The 13,971-nt window shown below is 67.4% G+C and carries 16 protein-coding genes; all 16 read left to right on the forward strand.

All coding sequences use genetic code 11. From position 1 onward, the window contains the following. Nucleotides 1-27: 27 nt before the first annotated feature. The 16 genes from hisD (at nucleotide 28) to trpA (ending at nucleotide 13,968) form a co-directional block, all read left to right on the forward strand. Nucleotides 28-1,368: a histidinol dehydrogenase gene (gene hisD, locus BJL86_RS07075; RefSeq protein WP_067473324.1), complete on the forward strand. Its 1,341-nt coding sequence runs from the start codon at nucleotides 28-30 to the stop codon at nucleotides 1,366-1,368. Beyond that, nucleotides 1,369-2,469: a histidinol-phosphate transaminase gene (locus tag BJL86_RS07080; protein ID WP_067473058.1), complete on the forward strand. Its 1,101-nt coding sequence runs from the start codon at nucleotides 1,369-1,371 to the stop codon at nucleotides 2,467-2,469. It abuts the gene before it with no gap. A gap of 44 nt (nucleotides 2,470-2,513) precedes the next feature. Beyond that, the gene (gene hisB, locus BJL86_RS07085) at nucleotides 2,514-3,146 is read left to right on the forward strand and encodes an imidazoleglycerol-phosphate dehydratase HisB (RefSeq protein WP_067473055.1); all 633 of its coding nucleotides are present in this window, start codon (nucleotides 2,514-2,516) and stop codon (nucleotides 3,144-3,146) included. A 33-nt stretch (nucleotides 3,147-3,179) separates the two neighbouring features. Next, complete coding sequence (locus BJL86_RS07090; RefSeq protein ID WP_156515248.1) at nucleotides 3,180-4,415, forward strand: MFS transporter; 1,236 nt, start codon at nucleotides 3,180-3,182, stop codon at nucleotides 4,413-4,415. Between the two features lie 10 nt (nucleotides 4,416-4,425). Further along, nucleotides 4,426-5,091 carry an imidazole glycerol phosphate synthase subunit HisH gene (hisH, locus tag BJL86_RS07095; protein WP_067473053.1) on the forward strand — a complete coding sequence of 222 codons (666 nt, stop codon included), beginning with the start codon at nucleotides 4,426-4,428 and terminating at the stop codon, nucleotides 5,089-5,091. Next, nucleotides 5,084-5,338, forward strand: coding sequence for a hypothetical protein (locus BJL86_RS07100; RefSeq protein WP_231887161.1), 255 nt, complete (start codon nucleotides 5,084-5,086; stop codon nucleotides 5,336-5,338). The genes hisH and BJL86_RS07100 overlap by 8 nt, the downstream gene beginning before the upstream one ends. 48 nt (nucleotides 5,339-5,386) lie before the next feature. Next, a complete protein-coding gene (gene priA, locus BJL86_RS07105; protein WP_067473050.1) occupies nucleotides 5,387-6,124 on the forward strand; it encodes a bifunctional 1-(5-phosphoribosyl)-5-((5-phosphoribosylamino)methylideneamino)imidazole-4-carboxamide isomerase/phosphoribosylanthranilate isomerase PriA in 738 nt (245 codons plus the stop codon). Between the two features lie 91 nt (nucleotides 6,125-6,215). Continuing rightward, entirely contained in the window at nucleotides 6,216-7,127 is a 912-nt protein-coding gene (locus BJL86_RS07110; protein WP_067473048.1) for an inositol monophosphatase family protein, read from the forward strand. Then, entirely contained in the window at nucleotides 7,124-7,897 is a 774-nt protein-coding gene (gene hisF / locus BJL86_RS07115) for an imidazole glycerol phosphate synthase subunit HisF (protein WP_067473046.1), read from the forward strand. Before BJL86_RS07110 ends, hisF begins: the two co-directional genes overlap by 4 nt. Next, complete coding sequence (gene hisI / locus BJL86_RS07120; RefSeq protein ID WP_067473043.1) at nucleotides 7,894-8,289, forward strand: phosphoribosyl-AMP cyclohydrolase; 396 nt, start codon at nucleotides 7,894-7,896, stop codon at nucleotides 8,287-8,289. The genes hisF and hisI overlap by 4 nt, the downstream gene beginning before the upstream one ends. A 2-nt stretch (nucleotides 8,290-8,291) precedes the next feature. Next, complete coding sequence (locus tag BJL86_RS07125) at nucleotides 8,292-8,468, forward strand: tautomerase family protein (RefSeq protein ID WP_075844895.1); 177 nt, start codon at nucleotides 8,292-8,294, stop codon at nucleotides 8,466-8,468. A gap of 17 nt (nucleotides 8,469-8,485) precedes the next feature. Next, complete coding sequence (locus BJL86_RS07130; RefSeq protein ID WP_075844896.1) at nucleotides 8,486-10,087, forward strand: anthranilate synthase component I; 1,602 nt, start codon at nucleotides 8,486-8,488, stop codon at nucleotides 10,085-10,087. Further along, entirely contained in the window at nucleotides 10,088-10,798 is a 711-nt protein-coding gene (locus BJL86_RS07135) for a Trp biosynthesis-associated membrane protein (protein ID WP_067473038.1), read from the forward strand. Between the two features lie 181 nt (nucleotides 10,799-10,979). Then, complete coding sequence (gene trpC / locus BJL86_RS07140; RefSeq protein WP_067473035.1) at nucleotides 10,980-11,798, forward strand: indole-3-glycerol phosphate synthase TrpC; 819 nt, start codon at nucleotides 10,980-10,982, stop codon at nucleotides 11,796-11,798. Nucleotides 11,799-11,911: 113 nt separating this feature from the next. Then, on the forward strand, nucleotides 11,912-13,195 hold the full coding sequence (gene trpB, locus BJL86_RS07145) for a tryptophan synthase subunit beta (RefSeq protein WP_067473032.1): 1,284 nt from the start codon (nucleotides 11,912-11,914) through the stop codon (nucleotides 13,193-13,195). Next, the gene (trpA, locus tag BJL86_RS07150) at nucleotides 13,192-13,968 is read left to right on the forward strand and encodes a tryptophan synthase subunit alpha (protein ID WP_067473029.1); all 777 of its coding nucleotides are present in this window, start codon (nucleotides 13,192-13,194) and stop codon (nucleotides 13,966-13,968) included. Before trpB ends, trpA begins: the two co-directional genes overlap by 4 nt. Nucleotides 13,969-13,971: the final 3 nt, after the last annotated feature.

Consider the following 13,971-nt stretch of genomic DNA (forward strand, 5'->3'; position numbering starts at 1 on the left):
CCTGGACATCCGGTGGAGAGGATTTTCGTGCTCAATTATCTTGACCTGCGCGGCACGACGCTGAGCACCGCGGAACTTCGGCGCACGCTGCCGCGCGGAGAGGTCGACGTCGCCTCGGCGGCCGCGTCGGTGCAACCCGTTGTCGACGCCGTCGCCCGCGACGGCGCGAGCGCTGCGCTGGACGCAGGTGAGCGCTTCGACAAGGTGCGGCCGACCAGCGTGCGCGTACCATCCGGCGTCATAGATGAGGCTCTGTCCGGCCTCGACCCGAAGATTGCCGAAGCGCTGGCAGAGGCGATAGAACGCAATCGTCGCGGCCACGCCGCGCAGCACCCGCAGGGCAAGGTCACCGAGGTCGCCCCGGGTGGCACCGTGACCGAGCGGTGGGTGCCCGTGGAGCGCGTCGGTCTCTACGTTCCCGGCGGGCGCGCGGTGTACCCGTCGTCGGTGCTCATGAACGTGGTGCCCGCCCAGGAGGCGGGCGTGTCCTCGCTGGTCGTCTCGAGCCCGCCGCAGCCCGAGTTCGGTGGCTGGCCACACCCGACGATCCTCGCCGCGTGCGCCCTGCTCGGCGTGGACGAGGTGTGGGCCGTCGGCGGTGCCCAGGCCGTGGCGCTCATGGCCTACGGCTCGCCCGAGGACGTCGACGGGGGAGCAGCGCTCGAACCGGTGGACATGATCACCGGCCCGGGCAACGTGTTCGTTACCGCAGCCAAGCGGCTCGTGCGTTCGGAAGTCGGCATAGATTCGGAGGCCGGGCCCACCGAGATCGCGGTCCTCGCCGACGATTCTGCGAACCCGGTCCAGGTGGCCTACGACCTGATCAGCCAGGCCGAACACGATCCGATGGCGGCGTCCGTGCTCGTCACCGATTCGCCCGAGCTCGCCGACGCCGTCGACCGCGAGATAGCTGCCCGGTACTCGCGCACTCTCAACACCGAGCGCGTCGCCGAGGCACTCGAGGGCAAGCAGTCGGGCATCGTGCTCGTCGACGACCTCGACGCGGGCCTACGCGTCGTCGATGCCTACGCGGCCGAGCACCTCGAAGTGCACACCCGCAACGCGCGTGACGTCGCAGCCCGGGTTCGCAACGCGGGCGCGATCTTCGTCGGCGCGTTCTCCCCGGTGCCCCTCGGTGACTACGCCGCGGGCTCCAACCACGTGCTGCCGACCTCGGGGAGTGCCCGGCACTCCTCGGGGCTCTCGGTGTATACGTTCCTGCGCAACGTGTACATGATCGACTACGACGAGGCCGCGCTCAAGGACGTCTCCGAAACCGTGATCGCGCTTGCCGACGCCGAGGCGCTGCCCGCGCACGGCGAGGCGATCCGTGCGCGCTTCGAGGACCTCGATGCGGAGGAGGGCTAGATGGCTCGGCTCGAAGACCTCCCGCTGCGGGACAACCTGCGCGGCAAGAACCCGTACGGCGCGCCCCAGGAGGGTGCTCCCGCGCGGCTCAACGTCAACGAGAACCCGTACCCGCCTTCGGACGCGCTGGTCGAGGCGATCGCGGAGGCCGCGGCGAAGGCGGCCTCGGACCTCAACCGCTATCCGGACCGCGACGCCGCAGCGCTTCGCCAATCGCTCGCCGCGTACTTCTCCAAGCAGACCGGTGTGCAGGTCGGTGCCGACATGGTGTGGGCGGCCAACGGGTCGAACGAGGTGCTGCAGCAGCTTCTTCAGGCGTTCGGTGGGCCGGGGCGAAAGGCAATGGGGTTCGTCCCCAGCTATTCGATGCACCCGATCCTGTGCAGCGGGACCGATACCGAGTTCATTGGGGTCCAGCGCGCGGCGGACCTGAGCATCGACACCGAGGTCGCGCGCGCCGAGATAGCCCGCCACAGGCCCGACGTCATCTTCGTGACCACACCGAACAACCCGACCGGACATGTCGTACAGGCCGAGCAGCTGCGAGAGATTCTCGACGAGGCTCCGGGCATCGTCATCATCGACGAGGCCTACGCCGAGTTCTCCTCGCAGCCCTCGGCCGCCGAGCTGCTCGCCGAATACCCGACGAAACTGGTCGTCTCGCGCACCATGAGCAAGGCGTTCGCCTTCGCCGGTGGGCGTCTCGGTTATTTCGTCGCCGATCCGGCGTTCGTCGATGCCGCGCTGCTGGTGCGCCTTCCGTACCACCTGTCGGTGATTTCCCAGGCCGCCGCCGGCGCCGCGCTTCGGTTCGCCGACGAGACGCTGTCTGCGGTCAAACACATCGCCGCCGAACGCGAACGCATCGCCGCCTCCCTTACCGAATACGGCTACGCGGTGTTCCCGAGCGAATCCAACTTCCTCTTGTTCGGCCCGTTCACCGACCCGACCCGCGCGTTCGAGCGCTACATGGCCGACGGGGTGATGGTCCGCGACATCGGAATCGACGGGCACTTGCGAATGAGCGTGGGCCTGGACCACGAGAACGACAGGTTCTTGGAGCTCAGCAAGCGCTACGCTGGCGAGGAACTGAAACGATAGAGAATAGAACTACCGACCGCAGCCACCACTGAAGGAGAACAGTCATGGCAAGCCCCGAGCAGCAGTCCGGTCGCCGGGCGCGTATCGAGCGCGCCACCTCGGAATCGTCGATCACCGTCGAGATCGACCTCGACGGCACCGGCGCGACGGACATCGACACCGGCGTGCCGTTCTTCGACCACATGCTCACCTCCTTCGGTAAGCACGGCTGCTTCGACCTGACCGTCAAGGCCACCGGCGACATCGACATCGAGGCCCATCACACTGTCGAGGACACCGCCATCGTGCTCGGCCAGGCCGTGCGGAAGGCGCTCGGCGACAAGGCTGGGATCCGTCGTTTCGCCGAGGCGAAGATCCCGATGGACGAGACGCTTGCCGAGGCCGTCGTCGACGTTTCCGGCCGCCCGTACTTCGTTTTTCGCGGCGAACCGGAAAATATGATTACCTATTCGGTGATCGGCGCAGGCAGCGCACCCTATGGAACGGTGCTCAACCAGCACGTTTTCGAAAGCTTCGCGAGCAATGCGCACATCGCCCTGCACGTGATCGTGCACTACGGGCGCGACCCGCACCACATCACCGAAGCCGAGTACAAGGCCGTCGCACGCGCGCTACGCGCGGCATGCGAGCCCGATCCGAGAGTAAGCGGAATCCCCTCGACGAAGGGAACGCTCTAACACCTCCGACAGCGAAAGGGATCAGAACACACCTTGGCAACACAGGACGTTTCCGACCCGGCGCCGCAGCCCGCGGCCGAGGAGAAGATCCTCTCCACGCCGGGAATGATCCCGGCGTTCGTTCTCGTCCTCCTCGCCTTCGGTGGCTGGGCGCTGCTCCTTCCCGTGATCCCGCTTCATGTCGTGCGGAGCGGCGGCGGCGATGTCCTCGCCGGTGCGGCGACCGGCGTGTTCATGGGTGTCACCGTGCTCACGCAGGTGTTCACACCGAAATTCATGCGCCGCTTCGGCTACCGACTCGTCCTCGGCGCCGGTGCCGTGCTGCTCTCCGGGCCCGCCGCGGTCTACCTCCTCGGCGCGAACGCCCCGGTGATTCTCGGCGTCTCCGGCGTCCGCGGCGCCGGGTTCGGGTTGCTCACCGTCGCCGGTTCGGCGCTGGTCGCCGAGCTGGCCCCTGCCTCCAAGCTCGGCCGCGCGACGTCTCTCATCGGTCTGGCGGTGGGCATCGCCGAGGCGGGCTTCCTGCCCACCGGCCTCTACACCTACGAACATTTCGGCGTCGAAGTCCCGGCGCTCACCGCGACGGCGCTCGCCGTTGTCGGAATCGGCGCGGCCATGCGCGTGCCGGGGATCTTCCCGGCACCACTCGGTTCCGATCGCGCCGCCGAGGTGCGCGGTCTCGCGCTCGCCGGCCGGTTGGCCCCGGCGATGATCATCATGATCTCGGTGGCCATGGCCTTCGGTGTCATTTCCACTTTCCTCCCACCAACGCTGGATGACGTCGCAGGAAGCGGCGCCGGGGTCGCCGGACTCGCCCTCGCGCTCGTCGGCGCGATGGTGGTCGCCGGTCGTACGGCGGCCGGGGCCAGGGCCGATAGGGTCGGCCCTGGCGACTACATCCCCGTCGGCATGGCGGCCGCGGCGCTCGGCGTCGCCGGTATCGGCGCCCTCGCGCTGGCACACGCGCCGACCTGGACTTTTCTCATCGCCGCCGTCATCTTCGGTTTCGGTTTCGGCGCCATCCAGAACGAATCGCTCATGGGGGCGTTCCAGCGGCTGCCGAAGTCGCAGCTCGGCACGGCGTCAGCGGGATGGAACATCGCGTTCGACTCGGGCACCGGCCTAGGAGCGATCGTGCTCGGGCTCTTCGCGTTCGCCGGCTACCCGACGATGTTCTTCATCGCCGCGGGGATCTGCATCGTCAACGGCACGGCGGTGACGATCTACTGGCGCAGAGTCGCCGCGAACGCGCGGCGCACGGACGGTTAGGCTTGGCGGCATGAAGAAAAACGTGGCGATCCTCGACTACGGTTCGGGCAACCTGCGATCGGCGCAACGCGCGCTCGAGCGAGTGGGCACCGAGGTCACAGTCACCTCCGACCCCAAGATCGCGACGTCCGCCGACGGTCTCGTCGTTCCCGGCGTGGGCGCCTTTGCCGCGTGCATGAAGGGGCTGACAGCAGTCAAGGGGCAGCGCATCATCGGCTCGCGCCTGGCCGGCTCGCGCCCCACGCTGGGAATCTGTGTGGGGATGCAGGTCATGTTCGACCGCGGCGTCGAGTTCGCCGATGGGGAGCACGCCGATGGTGCCGAGGTGGCATCGACCCCGGGGGCGGGCGAGTGGCCGGGCACCGTCGAGCGCCTCGAGGCCGACGTCCTTCCCCACATGGGATGGAACACCGTCGAAATCCCCGAGGACTCGGAGATGTTCGCGGGCCTGGACGCCGACGCCCGCTTCTACTTCGTCCACTCGTACGGCGTCCGAACCTGGGAGCTGGAGGCGAGTGACCACCTGCGCCCGCCGAAGATTGCATGGACCACCCACGGCACGCCATTTGTTTCGGCCGTGGAGAACGGGCCCGCCTGGGCCACGCAGTTCCACCCTGAGAAATCAGGCGACGCCGGCGCACACCTGCTCGAGAATTGGGTGGCAACCCTTGGCTGAGAACAACCGCAAACGCGTGCCGATCAGCTTCGCGGCCCTCGCGCTCGTCGTCGTGAGCGCGGCGATTGCCGTACTGCTCCTCACCGTGGTCGGGGTGGCGCTCGTACCCGTCGGCGCCAAGCCGTGGGTGCTCATCGTCGGCCTCATCGCGACAGTCGGGGCGATGGCGCTGTCTTCGCGATACATGACCAACAAGGCCATCGAGCGCGAATTCGGGCCGGCGCAGAGCGACGCAGAACGCGAGTAATCCGGAGGCGATTCGGCCCGGGCACACCGGCACACATAACCTAGTGGTGTGACTTTAGAGCTATTGCCCGCCGTTGATGTCGCCGATGGACAGGCCGTGCGCCTCGTCCAAGGCGAAGCCGGAAGCGAAACCACGTACGGAAATCCCCTCGACGCCGCCATGCAATGGCAAAGTGACGGCGCCGAATGGGTTCATCTCGTCGACCTCGACGCGGCGTTCGGTCGCGGATCCAACCGTGAGCTTCTCGCGGACGTCGTCGGAAAGCTCGACGTCAAGGTCGAGATGTCCGGCGGCATTCGCGATGACGACTCCCTCGAGGCGGCCCTCGCGACAGGTTGTGCCCGGGTCAACCTCGGTACCGCGGCACTGGAGAACCCGCAGTGGTGCGCCTCGGCCATCGCCCGGCACGGCGACAAGATCGCCGTGGGGCTCGACGTGCGGGTCATCGACGGGGAGCCGCGGCTGCGCGGACGCGGATGGGTCAGCGACGGCGGCAACCTCTGGGAGGTTCTCGAGCGGCTCGACTCCGACGGATGCGCCCGCTACGTCGTTACCGACGTGTCCAAGGACGGCATGTTGAATGGACCGAATCTCGACATGCTCGCGCAGGTATGCGCGGCTACGGACGCGCCGATCGTCGCCTCCGGAGGAGTATCGTCGGTGGCCGATCTCGAAGCGATCGCCTCGCTCGTACCCAAGGGCGTCGAGGGAGCCATCGTCGGTAAGGCGCTGTACGCGGGCCGGTTCACCTTGCCGGAGGCGCTGTCCGCCGTCAGCGGGAAGTAGTCCGTCCGAGGCGGCGCCCAGGCATAAACCCTTCCGGCGAGGGCGGGGGCGAATCCCGGCCCGGACGTGGACGCACATAGAGGAACCCAAGATGAGTGACTACCAGATGCCGACGGACCTACCCGTCGACCCCGAAGAGGCGTTGGCCGTTGCCGCCGCCGCTCTCGACGCGTCCTGGGATCCCTTCATCAACGGAGTCGGCGCGCAGGCCGCGCGGTTCAAGGAATCGCGCAACGATTTCGCCACAGAGGTCGATCTGTCCCTGGAGCGTTCTATCACCGACGCCTTGCAACGGGGTACGGGGATCGAGGTGCACGGGGAGGAGTACGGCGGACCGGCCGTCGACACCGGCACCGTATGGGTTCTCGACCCGGTCGACGGCACCGCGAACTACTCGCTCGGCATCCCTGACGTCGCGATCCTCGCCGCGCTCATCCACGAGGGTCAGCCCGTCATCGGGCTGACCTGGCTGCCACTGCTCGGAATGCGGTTCACCTCGCTCGCCGGAGGGCCTCTCCACGTCAACGGCCGGGCGCTGGAGCCGATGGTCGATTCCTCGATCCGCGATGTCGCCGTCGGTGTCGGCTCGATGAACACCGGCAATCGTGGAATCTATACCCCGCAATTCCGGAGGGAAGTCGTCGAGCACCTCGGCATTCGCGCAGCCAGGACGCGCAAATTCGGCTCGACCGGCGTGGACCTTTCCTATGTGGCCTCGTCGAGGCTGTCTGCGGCAGTCACATTCGGGCACTACGCGTGGGACAACGCCGCCGGGGCCTGCCATGTGCGCTCCGCCGGCGGGATCGTCACCGACGTCGCCGGCACCGAATGGGACATCAATTCCACGTCGCTGCTGGCTGCGAGCCCGCGCGCACACGGCGAGGTGCTCGCCCTCGTCCGCGAGCTCGGCGAACCCGCGGACATCACCGAGTCCGGCCAAGGACGAGCGAAGCCGCTCCCTGAAACGGAGCGCACACCTTCTGAAGGGGAGGACAAAGAATGAGCGTTGCCTCGCGGGTCATCCCGTGCCTCGATGTCGATGCCGGCCGCGTCGTCAAGGGCGTCAATTTCCATAACCTCCGCGATGCGGGCGACCCCGTCGAACTCGCCGCGAGCTACGACGCGCAGGGCGCCGACGAGCTCACCTTCCTCGACGTGACCGCCTCCTCGTCCGGCCGTGCGACGATGATCGACGTGGTTCGACGCACCGCCGACCAGATCTTCATCCCACTGACCGTGGGCGGCGGGGTCCGCAGCGAGGACGATGTCAACGAACTGCTTCGCGCGGGCGCCGACAAGGTGAGCGTCAACACCGCCGCGATCGCGCGCCCCGAACTACTGCGCGAACTCTCGCGCCGCTTCGGCGCACAGTGCATCGTGCTCTCCGTCGACGCGCGCTCGGTACCCGATGACGGCGAACAGACCGAGTCCGGCTGGGAGGTGACCACTCACGGCGGGCGCCGCGGCACGGGCATCGATGCGGTCGAATGGGCCAAGCGAGGCGAAGAGCTCGGCGTGGGGGAGATTCTGCTCAACTCGATGGACGCCGACGGCACAAAGGCAGGCTTCGACATCGCCATGCTCCGCGCTGTTCGTACAGCGGTGACGATCCCGGTGATCGCCTCCGGCGGCGCCGGCAAGGTCGCGGACTTCCCGGAGGCGATTGCCGCGGGCGCCGATGCAGTGCTCGCCGCATCCGTGTTCCACTTTGGCGAACTCACGATCTCCGACGTCAAAAGCGGTATGAAAGAACAGGGGTGCATCGTCCGATGAACGAATCCGACAACGCCTACCTGAGCTCGGACCGAGACGCGCCAAAGCTCTCGCCCGAGCTGTCCGGGCGTCTCAAGCGCTCGGCGGACGGTCTCGTCGCGGCAATCGCACAGGACGCCGATACCGGACGCGTGCTGATGATGGCGTGGATGGACGACACCGCGCTCGCCCGCACGATCGCCACCCGCAAGGGCACCTATTTCTCGCGCTCGCGCGGCGAATACTGGGTCAAGGGCGAAACCTCCGGGCACACCCAACACGTACGCTCGGTCGAGCTCGACTGCGATGCCGACACCATCTTGCTGCGGGTCGACCAGACCGGCGCGGCCTGCCACAACGGCACCTTCAGCTGCTTCGACACAGAGACTTTGCTATCCGACGAGGAGCGTTAACCGTGCCGTTCATCGAGATCAAACAATTCGCGGGCGATAGCGTGGAGAAGAAGCAGGAGATCCTCGCCGCCGTCACCAACGCCTACAGCGAGGTGACGGGTAAGGACCCGGCCAAGGTCCACGCAATCCTCACCGAGGTTCCTCCCGCACAATGGGCGGTCGGCGGCCGGACCTTCTAGACCACCCTCGCCAAGGCGTGAGGACCTCACACACGCACTCGACAAGGAGCACAATGTCGCTTCCACACGGAGAGCACGTCACAGGGCGCGGAACGTTCCGCGAACTGGCGACGAAGCACAGGGTCGTGCCGGTCGTGCGCTCGCTTCTCGCCGACGCGGAAACCCCGCTGTCGGTGTACGACAAGCTGGCCGGCGACCGCCCGGGCACGTTCTTGCTCGAATCCGCAGAAAATGGGCGGAGCTGGTCGAGGTGGTCCTTCGTGGGGTGCGGGTGTCGCGCCGCGCTCACCGTCGACGCCGAAGGGCGTGCGAACTGGCTGGGGCAGGTGCCCGAGGGTGCACCGACACACAATGACCCGCTGCAGGCGCTAGCCGAGACGCTCGAATTGCTCTCGACCGAACCGATCGAGGGGCTCCCGCCGCTGAGCAGCGGACTTGTCGGCTACATGTCCTACGAGGTGGTTCGGCGCATAGAGCGGCTCGGGAATCACACGGTGGACGATCTGAAACTGCCGGAAATGATGCAGATGCTCGCCTCCGAGGTCGCGGCGCTCGACCACCACACCGGACGCATCTATCTCATCGCCAACGCCGTGAACTGGAACGGCACCGACGAGCACGTCGACGAGGCCTACGACGATGCAGTGCAGCGCGTCAACGCGCTCGCCCGGAAGCTCGCCGAGCCCACGCCGTCTTCGGTTTCGGAGTTCGACTTCGTTGAGCCGAACATCCGGCGCCAACAGAGCAAGCAGCAGTACATGGACACCGTCTCGCACGTGGTCGAGGAGATCAAAGCGGGCGAGGCGTTCCAGGTTGTGCCGAGCCAGCGTTTCGAGATCGACACGCGTGCGAGTGCCCGCGACATCTACCGGGTGCTACGCAACATCAACCCGAGCCCGTACATGTACCTGATGAACTTCCCGGACGGAGAGGGGGAGGACGGCTTCGGGTCGACCGCGTTCTCCGTGGTCGGATCGAGCCCCGAGGCACTGGTCAAGGTGCAGGCGGGGCGCGCGGAGATGCATCCGATCGCCGGGTCGCGCCCCCGAGGGGCCGACGAGGCCGAGGACGTACGGCTCGAATCCGAACTCGCCGCCGACGAAAAGGAGAACGCCGAGCATCTCATGCTCGTCGACCTCGCCCGCAACGATCTCGGCCGCGTGAGTACACCCGGTTCGGTCTCGGTTCCGACGCTGCTGCACATCGAGCGCTACAGCCACATCATGCACATAGTCTCGACCGTGACGAGCGAGCTCGCCGAAGGGAAGACCGCGCTCGACGCCGTGCTCTCGACGTTCCCCGCGGGCACATTGTCCGGATCGCCGAAACCGCGGGCGATGGAGATCATCGAAGAACGCGAGATCAGCAGGCGAGGGGTGTACGGCGGGACCGTCGGCTACTTCGACTTCGCCGGAAACAGCGACCTTGCCATCGCGATCCGCACCGCGCTTCTCAAGGACGGCACCGCTTATGTCCAGGCAGGAGCCGGGGTCGTCGCGGACTCAGACCCCGAAACCGAGGAGACCGAGACACAGAACAAGGCCAAGGCCGTGCTGCGCGCGGTAGCGGCCGCCGACACGATGCGCCACGTCGGGGACGCGCGGATCGAGGACCGGTAGATGAAACGCTCGCCCTTGGCACTGTCCCTACTCCTCATCGCGCTGGGCGCGCTGGCTCTGTGGGGGTCGACGCGGCTCGCATGGATCGATGCCGTGGTGGCCGCCGACCAGTTCGGAGTGCAGGAGCGGACGCTCACCGGCGCAAAATGGTCCCCGGAGAGCACGGCCGTGGCTCTCGGACTCGTGGCGACGGGAGCGGTGTTGATGTTCACACGCGGTCTCACCGCGCGCATCGTCGCCGCCGTCGCGCTCGTACTCGCTATCCTCGGCGGGCTGTCCGGGGTGATGGCGCTCGCGGGGACACCGGACGGATCCCGAGTGCATTCGGTACTCACCAACAGCGACGCGGTGGCGCGCACGAGCGGCGTGTCCGACGACGACGGGACGGTCCCGGAATGGGCCGAGGTCACCGACGTCACCACGCAGGCGGCCGGTCCCGCCCTCGCCGCCGGTGGGGCGCTGCTGGCCCTGTTAGGTGCGGCGTCCGCCGTCATTCGGCCTCGCCCGGCCGCGCCGCGCGCGGACAAGTACCGCACACCGGGCCAGCTCCGCGAGGACGCCGAAGAGGCCGAGGCCGGTGGGGAACTGGCCGCCCAGAACGACAGCGGCGAGTCTGCGGAGGAGTTGTCCGAGCAGGACTCCGACCGGCTCTTGTGGGACAGTCTCGACGCCGGCGATGACCCCACCGCGAGCACCGACGGCACGCGGTGAACGGACCGCTTTCGGCGGTGTGACGTGGGCGACTTCGGGAACGCGAAGGCCGCCAATTAGACTGGTAGCGATCCGGCTCGCAAAAGTCGGATGTTGAACAACCACCACGACTACGCGATGTAGCCAGTTTGGGCGAGAGCGGCGAGCCCCTCATTCAATTTCGTCACTCTCGCTGGAGGGAATGCTCATGAGTTCGGTTCTGGAAGCGCTCTGCGAAGGAGCGCGTGAGGATGCGGCCCAGCGCGAAACTGTCGTGAGCTACCAGGAGATGAAGGAGCGCGCGAAGGCCGCCCCGCCAGCGCTCGATGCACGTGCCGCGCTGATGAAGCCGGGTGTCGGTGTTATCGCCGAGGTCAAGCGTGCGAGCCCGTCCAAGGGTGCGCTTGCCGACATCCCCGACCCGGCCGCCCTCGCCGCGATGTACGAGGCCGGCGGCGCGCGGGTGATCTCGTGCCTGACCGAGCAGCGCCGTTTCGGCGGCAGCCTGGAGGACTTCGACGCCGTGCGCAGTTCGGTGTCGATCCCGATGCTGCGCAAGGACTTCATCGTCAATCCGTACCAGATCCACGAGGCACGGGCGCACGGCGCGGATCTCGTTCTGCTCATCGTCGCCGCGCTTGAACAACCATTGCTCGAGTCGCTCCTCGATCGCACCGAATCCCTCGGGATGACGGCGCTGGTGGAGGTCCACACGGAGGAAGAGGCCGATCGCGCGATACAGGCCCACGCCTCCGTTATCGGGATCAATGCCCGCAACCTCAAGACGCTCGACGTCGACCCGAACGCGTTCGGGCGCATCGCCCCCGGGCTGCCCTCGGACGTGGTGAAGATCGCCGAGTCCGGGATCGGCGGACGCGCGGACCTGCTCACCTACGCCGGGCTCGGCGCCGACGCCGTGCTGGTCGGCGAGTCGTTGGTGACCTCGGGAGACCCCCAAGGCGCGGTTCAGTCGCTCGCGACCGCAGGCACGCATCCTTCCTGCCCCAACGGCGACCACTGATTGGGCCCGCCGCCCGTGGCCCGGCGGGCGCCGGGCATGGGACGTGGGGCACACTTGAAGACGTGACTACACCGACTCCTCGATCACGCGAAGACCGCGACGTGTTTCCGACCATGGGCGCCGTGGTAAACCAGACGACCCCGCACGAGCCCGATTCCCGCGGGCACTGGGGGACGTTCGGCGGGCAGTTCGTGCCTGAGGCGCTGATGGCCGTGATCGACGAGGTCACCGATTCCTACGACAAGGCCCGCCGCGACGAGGAATTCCTCGCCGAACTCAACCGTCTGCAGAAGCATTACGCTGGCCGCCCGTCCCCGCTGTACGAGGCGAAGCGTTTCGGTGCGGAGATCGGCGCGCGAGTGTTCCTCAAGCGCGAGGACCTCAACCACACCGGAAGCCACAAGATCAACAACGTGCTCGGCCAGGCGCTCCTTGCGCAGCGCATGGGAAAGAAGCGCGTGATCGCCGAGACCGGTGCCGGCCAGCACGGCGTCGCGACTGCGACGGCCTGCGCGCTGCTCGGTATCGAGTGCAAGATCTACATGGGGGCCGTCGACGTCGAACGCCAGGCGCTCAATGTTGCGCGGATGCGCCTGCTCGGCGCCGAGGTCGAGGCGGTGCAGATCGGTTCGCGCACTCTCAAGGACGCGATCAACGAAGCGATGCGCGACTGGGTGTCCCGCGCCGACGACACCTACTACGCATTCGGGACGGCAGCGGGACCGCACCCGTTCCCTGCGATGGTCCGCGATTTCCAGCGCATTGTCGGCGCCGAGGCGCGCAGCCAGATTCTCGAGATGGCGGGGCGTCTCCCGGACGCGGCCGTGGCGTGTGTCGGCGGCGGCTCCAACGCGATCGGCCTGTTCCATCCGTTCATCGATGACGACGGCGTGCGGCTGATCGGATGTGAGGCCGGCGGCGACGGTGCCGACACCCCGCGTACCGCGGCGACGATCAATGCCGGGCGGCCCGGTGTGTTCCAGGGCTCGTACGCGCACCTCATGCAGAACTCCGACGGTCAGGTCATCGAATCGCATTCGATATCGGCAGGCCTCGACTACCCGGGCGTCGGGCCCGAGCACGCCTATCTTGCAGACATTGGCCGCGCCGAGTATCGGGCGGTGACAGACTCAGAGGCGATGGACGCGTTCGCCCTGCTGTGCCGGACCGAGGGGATCATCCCGGCGATCGAATCGGCGCACGCACTCGCCGGCGCCGTCTCGCTCGGCGCCGAGGATGCCGGCGTGCTCCTCGTCAACGTCTCCGGCCGCGGGGACAAGGATGTGGCGACCGCCGCCGAATGGTTCGGTCTCACCGATTCGACCGGCGAGGCCAAGCCGGGCGAAGGGCTCGTCGATACCGCACACGCAGATTCGCCGGAGGGAAACAACCAGTGAGCACCATTGCCGACACCTTTGCGCGTTGTAAGTCCGAGGGGCGCGCCGCGCTCATCGGCTACTTCCCGGCCGGATACCCTACTGTGGCCGAATCCACCCGGCACGTCACCGCCATGGTCGAGGCGGGCTGCGACATCGTCGAGGTGGGAATCGCCTATTCGGATCCGATGATGGACGGGCCGACGATCCAGGCCGCCGCCGACACCGCGCTGCACGCCGGGGTTCGCGTCTCAGACGTGTTCGAGGTCGTTCGCGCGGTCGCCACAGCCGGCGGTGTTCCGGTCGTCATGAGCTACTGGAATCCGATTCTGCAATACGGAGTCGACGCTTTCGCCGCCGATCTCGCCGCCGCAGGGGGACAAGGGATCATCACCCCCGACCTCATTCCGGACGAGGCGGAGGAATGGACCGTCGCAGCGAAGGCACACGGCCTCGGTCAGATGTTCCTCGTCGCGCCGTCGTCAACCCCGGAGCGGTTGAAGATGACCTGCGACGCGGCCTCGGGCTTCATTTATGCCCAGGCCGTCATGGGCGTCACCGGTGCTCGTGACGCGGTGTCGGAGCTGCCCAAGAACCTCACCCGTCGCGTCAGGGAGGTCAGCGATCTGCCCGTATGCGTCGGGCTCGGCGTGCGTAGCGGAGACCAGGCCGCGGAAATCGCCGCATATGCCGACGGAGTCATCGTCGGCTCCGCAATCATCACCGCCGCGGCCGAGGGCGAAAGCGCCGTGCGCGCCCTCGTCGCCGACCTCGCGGACGGGGTCCGCCGATAGCGG

This window comes from Dietzia timorensis (assembly GCF_001659785.1).
Taxonomy (GTDB): domain Bacteria; phylum Actinomycetota; class Actinomycetes; order Mycobacteriales; family Mycobacteriaceae; genus Dietzia; species Dietzia timorensis.